This window comes from Erythrobacter mangrovi, assembly GCF_013260645.1.
Taxonomy (GTDB): domain Bacteria; phylum Pseudomonadota; class Alphaproteobacteria; order Sphingomonadales; family Sphingomonadaceae; genus Qipengyuania; species Qipengyuania mangrovi.
Window position 1 is genome coordinate 46325 of sequence record NZ_CP053921.1, and the last position, 17531, is coordinate 63855.

The window sequence follows — 17531 nt, forward strand, 5'->3', positions numbered from 1 at the left end:
TGCAGGAGCATTTGTGCCAAGTCGGGCAAATGCCGTCCTTGATCGAAATCAAGGTGCTGAAATCAGGCCCAACGGGCGCGATCGTCGTGGTCCACGGCCCTCGGTTCGATCCAGTGCCAACCATCGGCGCGCTTCTCGCGCTTCCATAGCCAGCTGGCGCTCTTGAGGTGGTCCATCAGGAACTCGGCCGCGGCAAAGGCATCACGCCGGTGCCGGGCTGCGGTGGCGACCAGCACGATGGGATCGCCGGGAACCATCACACCAATTCGATGCCAGGCAAGCACGCCAGTCAGGGCGAAGCGATCGAGCGCCTGCTGCGCAAGCGATTCGATCCCCGGAAGAGTCAGGGGCTCGTAATGCGTCAGTTCAAGCGCCTCGACCGTCTCGTCAGGCCGGACATTGCCGAGGAAGGACACCAAAGCCCCTGCCCCGGAATATGCGGCACCGAACGCGGCCAAGGCTTCGCTCGCCGGAAGGCCTTGCTCGAACAGGCGCGCGTCGAGCGGTTCCGAGAGCAGAATCTCAGCCACCACTCACCGGGGGCAGCAACGCAACCTCGTCGCCATCCTGCGCCGCGAGCGCGGTCTTGTCCGCCAGCACGCGGCCGCCGCAAGCGACATTGACCCGCGCCTCGCCGAGCTGTGCCGCCACTGCCGGTCCGACCACTGCCAACAGCCCCGCCCAATCAAGCGGCGCTTCGACCAGCATCTCTGGCGCGTCGGCCAGATCACGCAATGGGCCGAGAAACAGGATGCGGACGCTCATGACTCAGATCTCCAGGTACTGACCGGTAATTCCCGGTGCTCCGGCGAGATAGGCTTCGCTCGCTTCGATACCAGCCCCCTCGCCCGCCACCATGTTGACGCGCAGTGGAGAGTGCTTGCGCGCAAGGCCCGCGACGATCGACAACCGCCATTCACGATGCGTGTGATCGGCCCGGGCGACGACTATCATCACGTCCTGGCCTTGCTCGAGCGTGTCCTCGACATGGGCGAGCCAATGCTGGTGGAAGACGCCGGCGGCGGCCAGCGCCTCATCGGGCAGGCCATCCACCTCGATCCGCTTCATTCGCGCCGCTCGCGATGAAGGGTGATGCCGATCTTTTCGCCCGCCTCGGCGATCGCCAGCTTGACGATCTTGACCGTCACCGCCTCGACCCGCTTGTCTTGCAGGAACAGCGTCTCGCAAACATGGTCGGCGACCGCCTCGATCAGCTTGAAGTGCACACCCTCTGGCAGGGCTTCCGAGGCAGCGAACTTGAGATCCATGTAGTTCTTGGAATGATCAAGCGAGGTGTCAGGCTCGTAGCGGTGCAGCGGCTTCAAACGCGCGGTGATGGTGAAACGCAGCGGCTGCGGGCGGCCGGTTTCTTCCGAATAGATGCCGGTTAGCACGTCGTGCTCGAAATCGGCCACTTCGAGGATCAGCGAATCATTCATTGCGTCGCCCTAGCCCGGATTGGACCAACGCGCGAAGATCGCGGTGGGAAGCAGGCGGCCCGAACCGTCCTCCTGCACCGCGAGGTCGCCATGTTCGATGGTGCCGGGTAACGCTTCGAACACCTCTTCCAGCAGGCCAGCAAGCGCGAGGCTGCTCATGCGCACGGCATAAACCGTGAGGAACAGGAACCTGCTGTTAGCGCCGAGCAGTTTGCGGCAATCGCCGATTAAACCGGAGAGCCCTTCTTCCAGACGCCATACCTCGCCATCGGGGCCACGACCGAACTTGGGCGGGTCGAGGATGATCCCGTCATAGCGCCGTTCCCGCCGAACCTCGCGCGCGGTGAACTTGACCGCGTCGTCGACCAGCCAGCGGATCGGGCGATCGGCCAGCCCCGCCAGCGCAGCGTTCTCGCGCGCCTGGGCAACCGATTTCTTGCTCGCATCGACATGGGTCACGCGGCCAAAGCGGCTCAGCGCTTGCGTGCCGACACCAGTATAGCCGAACAGATTCATCGTTTCGGCAGTATCAAGGCCTGCAAGCTGCTCGCCCATCCAGCTCCACACAGGGGCCATGTCGGGAAAGAAACCAAGGTGACGGAACGGTGTGCATTGCGCGGTGAAGCGCGCCTCCTCTCCCCAACCCAGTTCCCAGCCATCGCGCGGAACCTGCTTGGAGAACTGCCAGCGTCCGCCACCATCTTCGTCGCTGCCCGGGACGAACTCGCCATGCGCATCCCAATCGGCAAGCCGCGGAGTCCACATGGCCTGCGGTTCGGGGCGGATGAAGCGATAGGGACCATATTCCTCGAATTTGCGGCCATGCCCACTGTCGAGCAGGCGATAGGCATCCCAGCCCTCGCCCACCATCAGCACGGGATTGCGGACCAGCTCAGCCATCAGGACGCGTTGGCGACGATATGGTCGCGTACCGCTTCATATGTCCCCGGCAGCTCGACATAGGCCTCTTCGCGCGCGAACAGGTCGCCAACACGCGTCGGAAGCGACGGACGCATGCCAGTGGCGCGTTCCACTGCATCGCTGAACTTTGCCGGATGCGCGGTTGCGAGCGTCACCATCGCGCTACCCTGCACCTGCGCGGCATGGCGCGCAGCGTAGAGACCGATGGCGGTATGCGGATCGATCACCTCGCCGCACTGCTCATAGGCCCAGCGCATCGATTGAGCGGTATCGTTTTCGTCCGCCCTGACGCTGGTGAACAGGTCGCTCGCACCCATACGCTGTGCATTGGTCAGGTTCATGGCCTTGGACGCCTCAAACCCGCGCATTTGCTCTGCCAGCGCTGCGCCATCGCGGCCGCCGACGTCGAACAACAGTCGCTCGAAGTTCGAGCTGACCTGGATATCCATGCTCGGTGCGGTGGTGGGCGTTACCGACCCGGTCGAGTAATCGCCCTGCGACAGCGCGCGGTGCAGGATGTCGTTGACGTTGGTTGCGACCACCAACTGTTCGATAGGCAATCCCATCTGGGCGGCCACATAGCCTGCAAAGACATCGCCGAAATTGCCGGTCGGTACACTGAAGGCGACCTTGCGCTCAGGCCCACCCAGCTGCAGCGACGCTGCAAAGTAATAGACCACCTGCGCCATCAACCGTGCCCAGTTGATCGAATTGACCGCGCCGATGCGATGCTTGGTCGTCACGCTCTCGTCGGCGAAGATGCGCTTCACCATCGCCTGCGCGTCGTCGAAGCTGCCCTCGATGGCGATATTGTGGACGTTGGGTGCGCGCACCGTGGTCATCTGGCGCCGTTGGACGTCGCTGACCCGGCCCTTGGGGTGAAGCATGAAGATTTCGACCCGGTCGAGGCCGGCCACCGCGTCGATCGCAGCGCTGCCCGTATCTCCGCTGGTCGCGCCGACGATGGTCAGCGTTCCGCCTTCGCGCCCAAGGAACTCCTCGAATAGCAGGCCCAACAGTTGCAGGGCCACGTCCTTGAAGGCGAGCGTCGGGCCGTGGAACAGTTCGAGCAACCATTGCTGTTCGTCGAGCTGCACGAGCGGCGTCACCGCCTTGTGCGCGAACCGGCCATAGGCCTGCGTCGTCAGTTCGAGCAGGCGTTCTGGGGTTAGGCAATCACCCACGAAGGGCTGCATCACGCGCGCGGCCAGTTCGGCGTATGGCAAGCCACGCATCGCAGCGATTTCATCCTGCGAAGATCGCGGCCAGCTCGCGGGCACATACAGCCCGCCATCGGAAGCGAGGCCAGCCAGCGTGACGCCGGCAAAATCGAGCGAAGGCGCGGAGCCGCGGGTTGAGACGTATTGCATCGTGCGAAGCGGTTAGCGTTGCGTGGAAGAGCGGGCAAGCAAGGGGCGCTTTATTCGCCCTTAGCCTCCCTGCCGCGCCGGCGCAGGGCGAGCATATAGATCACCAGTGCAGTCAGGGCGAAGAAGAACCACTGCCCCGCGTAAGCGAGGTGATTGTTGGGAAGATCCTTCGGGTCTGGCGGGGCCATGGGAGCGAGGCCCGCCACCGGCGGTGAAGCCACGAGGCGCACGCCCTTGCCTGCCGCACCGATGAAGCCGGCCACTTCGCCACCGCTCCAGGCAACCGGTCGGGGATTGGCGGAAAGGCCCAGCGCGATCTCCGCCGTACCGCCACCATCGAGTTCACAGGTCACGACCTGTGCCAACCCACCCGCGCCAGCGACATCGCGGCCCGAAGTCGTCCGGCTTGCGATAACCCGATCGCAGGTCACGCGGCTATGGCGATAGAGCGCTTCGGCATAGTCATCCGGTGACCGGGGAAACGGGACCTCCGAGGATAGCTCCTGCACGCGCTCGTAGCGCGCGATCATAGCTTCCTTCTCGTCCTTGCGGGCGAGCTGCCAGAACCCGAGCGCGATCATGGTGGCAATGGCTGCGGCGACAATGATGGTGGGGATCACCGGGAAACGCATCTAAAGGTCTTTCGTACCCGCCTCGCGGGCATCGTTGCGGTATTCGCTGGCGAGCAGGAATGCCTTGGTGGTGCGCAATCCACCGATCACCAGCGCCAGCGTCAATGGTACCCACAGCAAGACGTGAACCCACCAAGGCGGTTCGATCGACAGCTGCAACCAGATGGCGAGGCCGACGGTGATCGCACCCACCGCAAGAGTGACAAGCGCCGCAGGACCATCGCCCACATTGAAGCGCGAGAGATCGAGGCCGCAGGCATTGCACTTGCCAGCAAAGGCCAACCAACCATCGAACAGGCTGCGTTCGCCGCAGCGGGGACACAAACCGAGAAGGGCAGCCTCGGCCAAGCCGGGCTGCCCTTCGCGTGTTTCGGGATTGTCCGAAGCCATCAGTGGATGGGAGCGCCCCAGCCACCCCAGACGTAGACGACGACGAAGAGGAACAGCCACACGACGTCGACGAAGTGCCAGTACCATGCAGCCGCTTCGAAACCGAAGTGCTGGCGCGGGGTGAAGTGGCCCTTGTAAGCGCGCACCAGGCAGACGATCAGGAAGATCGTGCCGACCAGAACGTGGAAGCCGTGGAAGCCGGTCGCCATGTAGAAGGCCGAGCTGTAGGTGTTGCCACCGAAGCCGAACGGCGCGTGGGCATATTCATAGGCCTGAATGCTGGTGAAGAGCACACCGAGGATTACGGTGAGCCAGAGGCCCTTTTTCAGCCCCTCGCGATCGCCGTGGATCAGCGAATGGTGCGCCCAGGTCACGGTGGTGCCCGAGCACAGCAGGATCAGCGTGTTCAGCAACGGCAGCGAGAACGGATCCATCACCGCTTCGATCGCCTTGGGCGGGAACTGCCCGCCGACCACCTCTGAAATCGTCGAGGGGAACAGCGCGAAGTCGAACCAGCTCCAGAACCAGCCGACGAAGAACATCACTTCCGAGGCGATGAACAGGATCATGCCGTAGCGCAGGTGCAGCTGCACCACCGGGGTGTGATCGCCCCGCTGCGCTTCCTTCACGATGTTCGAGAACCAGCTGAAGAAGGTTGCGATCAGGCCGATGACACCGGCACCGAGTACGAGGCCAGCATTGGCCATCTCGTGCATGTACAGCACCATGCCGCTGGTAAAGGTGAGCGCCGATATCGAGCCGATCAGCGGCCAGATATCAGGTTCGAGGATGTGATAGTCGTGATTGACCTTGCCAGCCATGTGTCTCGCGTCCTGTTACTCGCTTTGCGGGTGCCCTTAATGCGCCATTGCGCGCGGGTCCAGAGCCTACTCTGCAGATTCCTTCGAACGGTGGAAAGTATAGGAAAGGGTGATCTGCTCGACCCCCTTCATGTTGGGATCGTCGAGCGCTGCCGGATCGACGAAGTAGAGCACGGGCATGCGCACTTCCTCGCCCGGCTCCAGCGTCTGTTCGGTGAAGCAGAAGCACTGGATCTTGTTGAAATAGCGCCCAGCTTGCTCGGGCTCGACATTGAACGTCGCGGTACCGGTGATCCGTTCGTTCGAATTGTTCCTGGCGAGATAGATCGCCATGTCGCGCTGGCCGATCACCACGGTATCGGTGGCTTGCTCTGGACGGAAGTTCCAGGGCACGTCGCTCGCAGTATTACCGTCGAAACGGATCGAGATCATCTGCCCCGTGCTGGCCTGGGCAGCGCTGGCCGCATCGGACGCGCTGGCGCGCTGGGTTGTCCCACCGAAACCGGTCACCTGGCAGAACAGCTGGTAAAGCGGCACCGCCGCAAAGCCGAGGCCGAGCATGGCCAAAGCTCCGGTAGCAGCGAGGAGCGCGGTACGTGTCTTGCGGGTTTCAAGCGTTACAGCAGTCATCGGTCCATCACATCCGCACAATGGTAATCGCGTAGAAGAGCAGCGCCATGAACAGCAGGATGCCGCCGAACACGAGATTGCGGCTTTTCTGGCGGCGGCGGAACTCGGCTTCTTCTTCGGGGGTCATCCGATCACTCCTTGATACGCCAGCACCCGGTCGACGACGAGCGCGGCAAACAAAGCGAAGAGGTAGAATACGCTGAAAGCGAACATCCGCTTCTCAGGCACCATCTTGTCGCCTTCGACGACGGTACGGAAGGCAACGGGGAGGCTCAGGGCAAGGAACATAAGCGAGAGGCCCAGCGCGGCGACGCCATAGATCCAGCTTGTCCCACCGATGAACCAAGGCGCAGCGGCGATCGGGACCAGCAGGACGCAATAGGCGAGCATCTGCAGGCGAGTGGACTTTTCGCCCTTCACCACCGGCATCATCGGGATGCCGACATTGGCGTAATCGGTCTTCACGAACAGCGCGAGCGCCCAGAAATGCGGCGGCGTCCACATGAAGATGATGGCGAACAGCAGGACCGGCATCAGCGTGATATCGCCGGTGACGGCGACCCACCCGATCATCGGCGGGAAGGCGCCAGAGCCGCCCCCGATGACGATGTTCTGCGGCGTGCGCGGCTTGAGCCAGATGGTGTAGACCACGGCATAGTAGACGATGGCGACCGCCAGGATCGCAGCAGCAAGCCAATGGATCGCCAGCCCCATGATCAGGACCGAAGCGACCGACAGGGCGATTCCGAAGTCGCGGGCGTCGGTACGGTTCATTCGGCCCGTGGGCAGCGGGCGCCCAGCAGTCCGCTTCATCCCGCTGTCGATGTCGGCTTCCCACCACTGGTTGAGCACGGCGGAGCCGCCTGCGCCCAAGGCGATGCAGAGGATCGCGGTGAAACCCAGCACCGGGTGGATATGCCCCGGCGCAGCCAGCAGTCCGCACAGGCCGGTGAAGATCACCAACGACATCACGCGCGGCTTGGTCAGGGCGAAGAAATCGCGCCATTCCGCGGGGAGTTGGACGGGAGCTGCCTGGGTCATGGAATCGGGGGCCATATAGGGCGTCACAACCTCTTTAGCCAGTCGATCAGGATTCGGTTCACCTCGTCCGGCCGTTCCTGCTGGGTCCAGTGGCCCACGCCCTCGAGCACGTGACCTTCAGATTGCGGGGCGAACATCTTCACCAATGCGACTGGATCGGTGATTCCGCCGAACAGGAATGTCGCCGGGTCGCGCGTCCCGCCGATGAACAGTGCGGGTTGCTCGATCCGCTTGCCGTTCCAGCCCTGCAGCCATTCGAAATCGGCCTCATGATTGCGGTATCGGTTGAGCGGGCCGCGAAAACCCGAAGCGCGGAATTCGCTTTCGTAGAAATCGAGGTCTTCATCGGTCAGCCAGGGCACCGGCTGCGGGTCCGGCAGCCCCTCCAGAAAGGTCGTACCGAGCGGCTTGCTCCAATATTCGCCCGGCGGAACGTCACCGCTGATCGAATACATCATCCGCGCCACCCAATCTCGGGGATCGCGCTCTGCCTCCGCCTCGGCGACGCCGGGTTCCTGGAAATACTCCTGGTAGAAAAACCGTCCCTGGCTGGTGAAGTGTTCGCGGAACACCTCGGTAAAAGGTCGTTGCGGGACGCCGGAAAAGGGGACCGACAGGCCGGCGACCGCGCGGAAATGCTCAGGATTGGTAAGGGCACTGTTCCATACGATGGGTGCGCCCCAATCATGGCCGATGAGCACCGCCGGCGCTTCGGGTGAGAGCGCCTGGCGAAGGCCAACCAGATCGCCGACGATGCGTTCCATCGCATAGGCTTCCACCGGGTACGGCTTGTCCGAACCGCCATAGCCGCGCACGTCGATGGCGCAGGCGGTGAACCCGGCCTTGGCTATCGGACCGATCTGGTGGCGCCAGCTGTACCAGCTTTCCGGAAATCCATGGACCATGATCGCCAACGGCCCTTCTCCCTCGATGGCGCAGCGCAGCCTCAGTTCGCCAACATCGATCATGCGCATTTCCGGCATAACTCACTCCGTTTCGCGAGAAGCAAACGGCCGATCCACGAGGGACCGGCCGCAAGCATGTCTGCCATTCCCCACCCGGTCACGCGCGGGATGCGGCGGCAATTCCTCAGTGGGCGTGGTGGTGATCCTCGATCACCGGCAGCTCGCTGAACTGGTGGAACGGCGGCGGGCTCGACAGCGTCCATTCGAGCGTCGTTGCACCTTCACCCCAGTAATTGTCCGGCGCCTTCTTGCCGGCGAACAGCGCGTAGAACACGTTCAGGAAGAACGGGATCATCGATATCGCCATGATCGTGTAGCCGAACGAGCTGATCTGGTTCCAGTAGGCATAGGCCTCTGCATAGTCCGGATAGCGACGCGGCATGCCCTGCAGGCCCAGGAAGTGCTGCGGGAAGAAGATCACGTTCACGCCGATGAAGAAGCCCCAGAAGTGAACATGGGCGAGAAACTCAGAATGCATCTTGCCGCTCATCTTCGGGAACCAGTAGTAGAAGCCCGCGAACATAGAGAACACGGCACCCATCGACAGCACGTAGTGGAAGTGCGCCACCACGAAATAGGTATCGTGCACCACGTCGTCCACGCCGCCATTCGCGAGGTAGACGCCGGTCACGCCGCCAACGGTGAACAGGAAGATCATGCCGATCGCCCAGACCATCGGGCTCTTGAACTCGATCGAGCCGCCCCACATCGTCGCGATCCAGCTGAAGATCTTCACGCCGGTCGGCACTGCGATGACCATGGTCGCCGCGGTGAAGTACATCTTCGTGTTCACGTCGAGGCCGACGGTGTACATGTGGTGGGCCCACACGACGAAGCCGACGACACCGATCGCGACCATGGCATAAGCCATGCCGAGGTAGCCGAACACCGGCTTGCGGCTGAAGGTCGAAACGATCTGCGAGATCATGCCGAAGCCCGGCAGGATCATGATGTACACTTCGGGGTGGCCGAAGAACCAGAACAGGTGCTGGTAAAGGATCGGGTCACCGCCGCCGGCCGGATCGTAGAAGGTCGTGCCGAAGTTACGGTCAGTAAGCAGCATGGTGATCGCCGCAGCAAGGACCGGCAGGGCCAGCAGCAGCAGGAACGCGGTAACCAGCACCGACCATACGAACAGCGGCATCTTGTGCAGGGTCATGCCCGGCGCACGCATGTTGAAGATGGTGGTGATGAAGTTGGTAGCGCCAAGGATTGAGCCGGCACCGGCGAGGTGCAGCGAGAAGATCGCGAAGTCGACTGCAGGCCCTTGCGAACCGGTGGTCGCAAGCGGTGCATAGACGGTCCAACCGGTGCCCGCGCCCGGGCCCGTGCCGCCGGGCACGAACATCGAGAACAGCAGGCTGAAGAAGCCGGCGACCGTCAGCCAGAACGAGATGTTGTTCATGCGCGGGAAGGCCATGTCCGGCGCGCCGATCATCAGCGGAACGAACCAGTTCCCGAAACCGCCAATCATTGCCGGCATGACCATGAAGAAGACCATGATCAGGCCGTGGGCGGTGATGAACACGTTCCACATGTGATAGGATGTATCGAGATCCGCGTTGCCGCCCATGAGCTCTGCCCAGAACTGCAGATACTGGATACCCGGCTGAGCGAGCTCGAAACGCATGATGCCCGAGATCGCACCGCCGACGATACCGGCGATGATCGCGAAGATCAGGTAGAGTGTCCCGATGTCCTTGTGGTTGGTGGACATGAACCAGCGCGCGAAGAAGCCGGGCTTGTGGTCGGCATCATGGTGCGCGTGATCTTCGTGGTGGGCCTCGAAGTGTTCGGCGGTGGTGGCCATCGTGCTATACTCTCGAGCTAATCGGATTTCTTAGGCGGCAGGGGCGGCAGCGGGCTCTGCACCCTCGGCAGGTGCTGCCGCGGCGTCGGCGACCGGGGCTGCTTCCGCACCCTTGATCGTACCACCCTGGGCCAGGACCCATTCGTTATACTTGTCCATCGGCAGCGCCTCGACCGCGATCGGCATATAGCCATGGCGGGCACCACAGAGCTCGGAGCACTGGCCGTAGTAAACGCCCGGCTCCTTGATGAAGAGAACCTTCTCGTTCAGCCGGCCCGGAACGGCATCCAGCTTGAACCACAGGCTCGGCACGGCGAAGGAGTGGATCACGTCGGCCGCAGTGGTCTGCAGGCGGATGGGCACGCCAGCGGGCACGACCATCCGGTTATCGACTGCGAGCTGCGACGGCTCGCCGCGCTTCTCCGCCTCTTCCGGGCTCAACATATTCGACACGATCTCGAAGTCACCGTTGTCCGGGTAGCTGTAGCCCCAGTACCACTGGTAGCCGATCGCCTTGACGGTGATCGCGTCCTCCGGCGGACTTTCATATTGCTTGGCAATGAGCGTGATCGAAGGCACCGCGATCCCCAGCAGGATCAGCGCCGGAACGACGGTCCAGACCACTTCGATCAGCGTGTTGTGGCTGGTCTTCGAAGGAACCGGGTTGGCGCGCTTGTTGAAGCGCACGATGACGATCACGAACAGCAGCAGGACGAAGGCGCTGATTACCGCCATGACCCAGACCAGACCGACATGCAGGCCATGCGCGAAGTCGCCGGTGGGCGAATATTGCGGCTGGACGTCGATGCCGCCGGGAACGGGCATGCCCTTGCCTTCGGTGGGCTTCATCGGAGTGTAGGAGCCGGCAGGCGCTACGTCCGTCGCGGCCGCCTCGTCGGTTGCCGCAGCAACCGCCTCGGTCGGTGCGGCAGCGGGCGCATCCTGCGCCTGCACCAGCGACGGGCTGAGCATGAGCGCCAGCGCCATCGGCAGGCTGGCGGCGATCCGGTGGAACCCGTTGCGGGAGCCAAGAAATTTCATCGTCTGGACGCTCTTTCGTGTCTCGTTGTCGGCTCGGTCTATTGACCCGTCAAAACCCGCCGCGCACGGAGAAAACCCCCGCAACAGGGCGCGATTTGGGCCGCCTATAGGCAGGAGTCGCCCGGGCCTCAAGCGGCAGGGACGAAAAATCTGCATAAACACTTCACGCTTGCGCAAACCGCCGCAAAGCGCTTTGAGCCAGCCACATATGACAGACGAAGAAATCCTCCACGAATTCCGCGCGAGCGAGGCGCTGCTCGAAGGGCACTTCAAGCTCTCCAGCGGACGCCATAGCGGACACTACCTGCAATGCGCGCGCGTGCTGATGAACGCCGAACGCGCCGGGCGGCTGGCATTCGCCCTGGCGCAAAAGCTCCCCCGCGATCTGCGCGCGCAGATCGACACCGTGGTCAGCCCGGCGATGGGTGGACTCATCATCGGCCATGAAATGGGCCGTGCATTGGGAAAAGATGCCCTGTTCCTTGAACGGCCCGAAGGCACCTTCGAGCTACGCCGGGGCTTTCGCCTTGAGCCGGGCGCCAAGGTGCTGATGGTCGAAGACGTTGTCACGACCGGCCTCTCCAGCCGCGAGGCGATCGCCGCGGTCGGGCGCGAAGGTGGTGAAGTGATTGCCGAATGCTCGCTGGTCGATCGTTCGAACGGCGCAGCCGACCTTGGCGTCCCCTTCTACCCGCTGATCGAAATCAACTTCCCCAGCTACGCCGAGGACGAAGTACCACCCGAACTCGCTGCCATCCCGGTGACCAAGCCTGGGAGCCGCAAGTCCTGAGTACGCGGCTTCGCCTGGGGGTCAACATCGACCACGTCGCCACGATCCGCAACGCGCGCGGCGGCGATCACCCGGATCCGGTGCGGGCGGCGGAGATCGTCGCAGCGGTCGGCGGCGACGGCATTACCGCGCACCTGCGCGAAGATCGTCGGCACATACGCGATGCCGATCTCCAGCGCATTCAGGCTGCCACCGACCTGCCGCTGAACCTGGAGATGGCGGCCACCGAGGAGATGCTTGCCATCGCCCTTGCCCATGCGCCGCACGCCGCGTGCATCGTCCCCGAAAAGCGTGAGGAGCGCACCACCGAAGGCGGGCTCGACGCGGCAGGGCTGCACAACCAGCTGGCTCCCATCGTCACGCGCCTTTCGGATGCGGGCATCCGGGTGAGCCTGTTCATCGAGGCGAGCGAACGCCAGCTCGAAGCCGCTAGGCAACTTGGCGCACCGGTGGTCGAATTCCACACGGGCGAATATGCGCATGCCGGGCTGGACGGCGATGTCGAGCGCGAGGCACGCGAACTCGATCGCATCGCCCGCATGTCCACCCTCGCCCGCGAGATGGGTATCGAACCGCATGCCGGACACGGCCTGACCTACGATAACGTCAAACCGATCGCCGCCATCCCGGAACTCGCCGAACTCAATATCGGCCACTATCTCGTAGGCGAGGCGGTTTTCGTCGGACTCGAAACCGCGGTTCGTCGCATGCGCGACCTGATGGACGAGGCCCGACTGTGATCATCGGCCTCGGCTCCGACCTGTGCAGCATCGAGCGCATCCAGAATTCACTCGACCGTTTCGGGGAACGTTTCGAGTATCGCGTCTTCACCGAGATCGAGATTGCCAAGGCGCGCCGTCGCCCCTTCACCATCGCCGGCACCTACGCCAAGCGCTTCGCCGCGAAGGAAGCCTTCTCCAAGGCGGTCGGCACCGGTTTTCGCCGTGGCGTCTTCATGAAGGATATCGGCGTGGTCAACGCGCCGAGTGGGGCCCCTACCCTGTCGCTGACCGGCGGCGCCGCAATCCGGCTTGCGGAAATGGTCCCGCACGGCCATGAGGCACGCATTCATCTTACCCTCACCGACGATCATCCATGGGCGCAGGCCTACGTGATTATCGAGGCCCTTCCTGCATGAGCACCGGCACCCCGGCAGTGAACGACATCACCGACAAAGAACCCGAAAAGACGGACGAGAAGATCGACTGGATTGCGGAGATCCGCGGGCTTGCGGTCATGCTGCTGGCAGTACTGGCCTTCCACAGCTTCGTCGCCAAGCCTTTCTATATCCCCTCGGAATCGATGATGCCCAACCTGCTGATCGGCGATCGGCTGGTGGTGAGCAAATATCCATACGGATGGAACTGGTCCTCGATCAGCTTCCACCTTGCCCCGCGCGGTAGCTGGCGCCTTTGGCCAGCCACGCCCGAATACGGAGATATCGTCATCCCGGTTCATCCGACGCGGGACGAGGATTACATCAAGCGCGTCGTCGCCTTGCCCGGTGACCGGATCGCCGTGAGCAATGGGCAAATCATCCTGAACGGTACCCCCATTCCACAGAAGGTCGAACCCGCACTCGACTTGCCCCTGGACGGCAACTCGACTTGTGATGGCTTTCTGCCCGACGAATTCAGGGCCACCGACAAGGATGGTCATCGCGTCTGCCGCGTGCCGGTGTTGCGTGAAACGATGCCTAATGGTGCGACCTATTTGATCATCGATCACGAACCGCAGGGGCTGGACGATTTTCCCGAGATCACTGTCCCTGACGATGCAGTCTTCGTGATGGGTGACAATCGCGACCATTCGGCAGACAGCCGCGCGGAAATCGCGGCAAAGGGCCTGGGCGGCCCGGTTCCGCTGGTCAATATCGGTGGACGAGCGGAATTCATCACCTTCTCTCTGGATGGAACCACTTCGCTGAACCCGGTAAGTTGGTTTACCAGTCTGCGCGGCGGACGTGCCGGATCGACCTTGCGCCCGGCGCTGGTGGAACGGAGCACCAGTCCCGCCAACTAGGCTAGCGTATAGGGAGGATCGCCGCCGTTATGCCCGAATTCGACGAGCACGATCTCGGCTCCAGCCCATCGCGCATCAGCGACCCGCGCCTCCGCCACGAAGTGAACCGTGCGCTGGTCTGGGCTGCCGTGATCGGCGGCGTCGCACTGGCGGTCGCCATTGCCCGGCCCCTTCTGGCCATTTTCGGCGCCATGGTTTTCGCCGCGATCATCGACGGCGGGGCCCGCCTGCTAGGCAGGATCATGCCGATCGGGCGGATCTGGCGGGTGGCATTGGTGCTGTTCGCCGGTGTCGCATTCATGGTCTGGTTGGCAAGCTTTGCCGGAGCGACGATTGCGCAGGAAGCGGAGCAATTCCCGGCCATACTCGAGCGCCAGCTGGGCGAGCTGATCGCAATGGCGCGTGAGCGCGGGATCGATATCAACCAGGCGCAGATTCAGAATTATGCCGTCAACTTCACCAGCGGTATCGGCACGGTCACCAAGGCGCTCGGCGGGATCCTTGGCGGGTTCGCAACCGTGCTGCTGATCATCGTGATCGGCATCTACCTGGCGATCGACCCCCAGCTCTATGAACGCGGCGTGGCGTGGATGCTCCCGCGCCACCGCCGGGAAAGCTTCTACCTGGTCGTCGACCGGATGAGCCTGACGATGCGCCGGCTGATGGGCGGTCGCCTGCTGGGCATGGTGGTGGAAGCGGTGTTCACCTATCTCATGCTGACGCTGGTCGCCCAGTTGCTAGGAATCGGCACGGTCCCCATGGCCGCGCTTCTCGCGATTCTCACAGGCCTGCTGGCCTTCATCCCCAACCTCGGCGCGCTGGTTTCGGGCGTACTCATGGTCATGGTCGGCTTCTCGGGAGGGGTCGACATGGGGCTCTACACCATCTTCGTCTATTTCTTCGTCCAGAACTTCGACGGCTATGTGGTCATCCCCATGATCGCCAAGAAGACGGTCGACCTAGCGCCGGCGCTGGTCCTCTCCTTCCAGCTGATCATGGGGCTGCTCTTCGGCATCATCGGCCTGTTCCTCGCCGATCCGTTGCTGGCCATGATCAAGGTTGCGCTCGAGCGACGGGCCGAAATTGCCGGCCTGGAAGAACGCGCGAAGGTTGCGAAAAATGGCGCGTAAATTCCTGTATCTCGTGGCGATAGTCATCGTCGCCTTCATCGCCGGTGCGATCGCGCTATCTATCTGGTCGCGTGAAGCGACACAGATTGCCTTCGTCCCTCGCGGCGAATTCGTCGAACAACCACCGCTCGCCGACAATGCCTACCAGGATCCAGCAATGTGGTATTCGCGCCCTGGCATCGGAAGGAGCGATCCCGCGCGTTACCAGCCCGCCATGTCCAGAAGCGCAGGCTCAGTGGCACCAGCAGAGGAATTGGCCCGCGAAAGCGAGAAGGCACCCTCGTTCGCGGTGTTCTTCGTACCCCCGACGAGCTACATCAAAGTGGGTGGTGGCTGGAACGCTACGCTGGACGATCCAACCACTGACGGTCGCGCACGGCTGTTCCTCCAGGGGCTTGCCAGCCCGTTCAATCGAGCGGACGAGATTTGGGCCCCCAAGTACCGGCAAGCCGCGGCAGGCGCCTTCCTGACCGACAAACCTGAGGCGCAGAAGGCGATCGATGCAGCCTATGCCGACGTGCTGCAGGCGTTCCGCTTCTTTGTCGACAGCGTCGATCCCGACAAGCCGATTGTCCTTGCCGGGCACAGCCAGGGTGCTGCGCATATCCTGCAGCTCCTGCGCGAGGAGATCGGCGGCACACCGCTCCAAAAGCGCATCGTGGCAGTCTACGCGCCGGGCTGGCCGCTATCGGTAAAGCACGACTTACCCGCGCTTCCGATCCCTGCCTGCGCCGCCGCGGGGCAGACGGGATGCCTGCTCGCCTGGTCGACCATCGCCGAAGGCGGCGATTCTATCATGATCATGGAACGCTATGATGCCACTCCCGGGTTTGACGGGCAGCCGCGCGGCAGCGGACCGATCCTGTGCGTAAATCCGCTCACCGGCGGTACGGGTGGAACCGCTCCAGCTGCTGCCAATCGTGGCACGCTGGTGCCCAACGAAACGCTGGCGCGCGCCGAGCTGGTCCCCGACGCAGTTCCGGCGCGTTGTGGCGACAATGGCCTCCTCTACATCGGGGAGCCGCCGGTCATGGGCGAAGGCGTTCTTCCGGGCGACAACTATCACGTTTATGACATTCCCCTGTTCTGGAAGAACCTGCAGGACGACGTGGTCGAGCGAGTGAAGGCATGGACGGCAAGCCGCTCGTAACCGACAGCGCTCTCGATTTCGGTGACGCCTTGCCCGACGGCGGGGCATTGCTGGGGCTCGACGTCGGGACCAAGACCCTGGGCGTGGCGACCTGCGATGCTGGCTGGCGTTTTGCAACCGCAGGCAAGACGCTGCCGCGCGGCAAGTTTTCCAAGGATAGCGAAGCCTTGCGCACGCTTGTTCAGGATCGTTCAATCCGCGGGGTCGTCATTGGACTGCCACGAAACATGGACGGTAGCGAAGGGCCTCGTGCCCAGGCGAGCCGCGCCTACGCACGCAATGTGGCCGCGGCGCTGGAACTGCCCGTGTTGCTGTGGGACGAACGATGGTCGACGGCCAGCGCTGAGGGCGCGATGATCGCGCAGGACCTGAGCCGCGCGAAACGCGCCGAGAAAATCGACAGTCATGCCGCGGCGATCATCCTCCAGGGTGCCATCGACGCCCTGGCAGGCGGCGGCTTCTCGATTGGCTGAAATTAATTGATTGAATGGCGCAAGGACCGGGCGCTATCGCGCCTTGCATGACGGATACCAGACCCAGTTTCGATCCGCGGCGCGCGGTACAACTGATGTCGAGCCGTGGCCATTCAGGCTGGCTCGGCATGCGCTATTCCGCCCACGGCGACGACTGGGTCGAGCTCGAGCTACCCTGGCGGCAGGACCTGCTGGCAGAGGCAGGCGGCAAGGTACTCGCCTCGGGCCCGATCCTGAGCCTGATGGATATGGCGAGCGGCATGGCGATCTGGCGCGCTATGGCTGACTTCAGTGCCATCGCAACCCTCGATCTGCGCGTCGATTACGTCCGCCCGGCGCGCGAAGGCGCCAACGTGTTCGGCCGGTCGCAATGCTATCGCGTCACGCGGAGCGCAGCTTTCGTCCGCGGATTCGCACATGACGGCGACGCCGACGACCCGGTGGCCCATATCCAGGGCGCCTTCATGAAGATCGCCAGCAGCGTGCCGGTAGGTTGGAATGGCTGAGGCCGGTCACATCGATGCGCTGACGCCCTATGCCCGCTCGCTCGGCATTCTGGTCGATCGGTGGGATGGCGACATCCCCGTGCTACGCGTCGAATTCGACGCGACCGTTGAGGGGCGCCCCGAGCATTACCACGGCGGTGCCACCGGCGGCCTGCTCGAAACCGCGGGCTATGGTGTGCTGCGCGCTGAACTGGACCGGCTTGGCCGCACGGCAGTGCTCAAGCCGATCAACATCACCGTGCAGTATCTATCCGCGGGCAAGAGCAGAACGAGCTATGCCAAGGGGCGGATCACCAAGCTTGGGCGTCGCAGCGCGAACATCACGGTCGAAGCTTGGCAGGACGATCCGGCCCGGCCGATCGCAACTGCGGTGATGAACGTGCTCATGGCGGACGCCTGA

The 17531-nt window shown here is 63.2% G+C and carries 23 protein-coding genes; 9 read left to right on the forward strand and 14 right to left on the reverse strand.

Going from position 1 to position 17531, the window contains the following annotated elements; all coding sequences use genetic code 11:
• Positions 1-62: 62 nt before the first annotated feature.
• The 14 genes from HQR01_RS00240 to coxB form a co-directional block, all read right to left on the reverse strand.
• A complete protein-coding gene (locus tag HQR01_RS00240; protein ID WP_173211811.1) occupies positions 63-530 on the reverse strand; it encodes a molybdenum cofactor biosynthesis protein MoaE in 468 nt (155 codons plus the stop codon).
• Complete coding sequence (locus HQR01_RS00245; protein WP_173211812.1) at positions 523-765, reverse strand: MoaD/ThiS family protein; 243 nt, start codon at positions 763-765, stop codon at positions 523-525. The genes HQR01_RS00240 and HQR01_RS00245 overlap by 8 nt, the downstream gene beginning before the upstream one ends.
• 3 nt (positions 766-768) lie before the next feature.
• Positions 769-1068 carry a Rossmann fold domain-containing protein gene (locus HQR01_RS00250; RefSeq protein WP_173211813.1) on the reverse strand — a complete coding sequence of 100 codons (300 nt, stop codon included), beginning with the start codon at positions 1066-1068 and terminating at the stop codon, positions 769-771.
• A complete protein-coding gene (locus tag HQR01_RS00255; RefSeq protein ID WP_173211814.1) occupies positions 1065-1439 on the reverse strand; it encodes a dihydroneopterin aldolase in 375 nt (124 codons plus the stop codon). Before HQR01_RS00255 ends, HQR01_RS00250 begins: the two co-directional genes overlap by 4 nt.
• Before the next feature lie 9 nt (positions 1440-1448).
• The gene (locus tag HQR01_RS00260) at positions 1449-2339 is read right to left on the reverse strand and encodes a class I SAM-dependent methyltransferase (protein ID WP_173211815.1); all 891 of its coding nucleotides are present in this window, start codon (positions 2337-2339) and stop codon (positions 1449-1451) included.
• Positions 2339-3730: a threonine synthase gene (gene thrC / locus HQR01_RS00265; protein ID WP_173211816.1), complete on the reverse strand. Its 1392-nt coding sequence runs from the start codon at positions 3728-3730 to the stop codon at positions 2339-2341. The genes HQR01_RS00260 and thrC overlap by 1 nt, the downstream gene beginning before the upstream one ends.
• Before the next feature lie 50 nt (positions 3731-3780).
• On the reverse strand, positions 3781-4362 hold the full coding sequence (locus HQR01_RS00270; protein WP_173211817.1) for an SURF1 family cytochrome oxidase biogenesis protein: 582 nt from the start codon (positions 4360-4362) through the stop codon (positions 3781-3783).
• Positions 4363-4752: a DUF983 domain-containing protein gene (locus tag HQR01_RS00275; RefSeq protein ID WP_173211818.1), complete on the reverse strand. Its 390-nt coding sequence runs from the start codon at positions 4750-4752 to the stop codon at positions 4363-4365. It abuts the gene before it with no gap.
• Positions 4752-5573, reverse strand: coding sequence for a cytochrome c oxidase subunit 3 (locus HQR01_RS00280; protein ID WP_173211819.1), 822 nt, complete (start codon positions 5571-5573; stop codon positions 4752-4754). Before HQR01_RS00280 ends, HQR01_RS00275 begins: the two co-directional genes overlap by 1 nt.
• A gap of 66 nt (positions 5574-5639) precedes the next feature.
• Positions 5640-6203, reverse strand: coding sequence for a cytochrome c oxidase assembly protein (locus tag HQR01_RS00285; protein WP_173211820.1), 564 nt, complete (start codon positions 6201-6203; stop codon positions 5640-5642).
• Positions 6204-6326: 123 nt separating this feature from the next.
• Positions 6327-7244, reverse strand: coding sequence for a heme o synthase (locus tag HQR01_RS00290; RefSeq protein WP_173211821.1), 918 nt, complete (start codon positions 7242-7244; stop codon positions 6327-6329).
• Between the two features lie 23 nt (positions 7245-7267).
• Positions 7268-8218, reverse strand: coding sequence for an alpha/beta fold hydrolase (locus HQR01_RS00295; protein ID WP_199800343.1), 951 nt, complete (start codon positions 8216-8218; stop codon positions 7268-7270).
• Between the two features lie 115 nt (positions 8219-8333).
• Complete coding sequence (gene ctaD, locus HQR01_RS00300; protein ID WP_173211823.1) at positions 8334-10019, reverse strand: cytochrome c oxidase subunit I; 1686 nt, start codon at positions 10017-10019, stop codon at positions 8334-8336.
• 30 nt (positions 10020-10049) lie between these two features.
• Positions 10050-11060 (reverse strand): cytochrome c oxidase subunit II, encoded by a 1011-nt coding sequence (gene coxB / locus HQR01_RS00305; RefSeq protein WP_173211824.1) that lies wholly within the window; start codon positions 11058-11060, stop codon positions 10050-10052.
• Between the two features lie 208 nt (positions 11061-11268).
• On the opposite strand from coxB, the gene pyrE reads away from it, so the two are divergent.
• From pyrE to HQR01_RS00345, 9 genes are read left to right on the forward strand one after another with little or no spacing between them, the layout of a single operon-like run.
• On the forward strand, positions 11269-11850 hold the full coding sequence (pyrE, locus tag HQR01_RS15180; RefSeq protein WP_234030200.1) for an orotate phosphoribosyltransferase: 582 nt from the start codon (positions 11269-11271) through the stop codon (positions 11848-11850).
• Positions 11847-12590 carry a pyridoxine 5'-phosphate synthase gene (locus tag HQR01_RS00310; RefSeq protein WP_234030332.1) on the forward strand — a complete coding sequence of 248 codons (744 nt, stop codon included), beginning with the start codon at positions 11847-11849 and terminating at the stop codon, positions 12588-12590. The genes pyrE and HQR01_RS00310 overlap by 4 nt, the downstream gene beginning before the upstream one ends.
• On the forward strand, positions 12587-12988 hold the full coding sequence (gene acpS / locus HQR01_RS00315) for a holo-ACP synthase (RefSeq protein ID WP_173211826.1): 402 nt from the start codon (positions 12587-12589) through the stop codon (positions 12986-12988). Before HQR01_RS00310 ends, acpS begins: the two co-directional genes overlap by 4 nt.
• Positions 12985-13872 (forward strand): signal peptidase I, encoded by an 888-nt coding sequence (gene lepB, locus HQR01_RS00320; RefSeq protein ID WP_173211827.1) that lies wholly within the window; start codon positions 12985-12987, stop codon positions 13870-13872. Before acpS ends, lepB begins: the two co-directional genes overlap by 4 nt.
• A 29-nt stretch (positions 13873-13901) precedes the next feature.
• Positions 13902-15002, forward strand: a complete 1101-nt coding sequence (locus HQR01_RS00325) for an AI-2E family transporter (protein ID WP_173211828.1) — start codon at positions 13902-13904, stop codon at positions 15000-15002.
• Complete coding sequence (locus HQR01_RS00330; RefSeq protein ID WP_173211829.1) at positions 14992-16152, forward strand: DUF3089 domain-containing protein; 1161 nt, start codon at positions 14992-14994, stop codon at positions 16150-16152. The genes HQR01_RS00325 and HQR01_RS00330 overlap by 11 nt, the downstream gene beginning before the upstream one ends.
• Complete coding sequence (gene ruvX / locus HQR01_RS00335; RefSeq protein WP_173211830.1) at positions 16131-16625, forward strand: Holliday junction resolvase RuvX; 495 nt, start codon at positions 16131-16133, stop codon at positions 16623-16625. The genes HQR01_RS00330 and ruvX overlap by 22 nt, the downstream gene beginning before the upstream one ends.
• 47 nt (positions 16626-16672) lie before the next feature.
• Complete coding sequence (locus tag HQR01_RS00340) at positions 16673-17131, forward strand: PaaI family thioesterase (protein ID WP_173211831.1); 459 nt, start codon at positions 16673-16675, stop codon at positions 17129-17131.
• On the forward strand, positions 17124-17531 hold the full coding sequence (locus HQR01_RS00345; RefSeq protein WP_173211832.1) for a PaaI family thioesterase: 408 nt from the start codon (positions 17124-17126) through the stop codon (positions 17529-17531). The genes HQR01_RS00340 and HQR01_RS00345 overlap by 8 nt, the downstream gene beginning before the upstream one ends.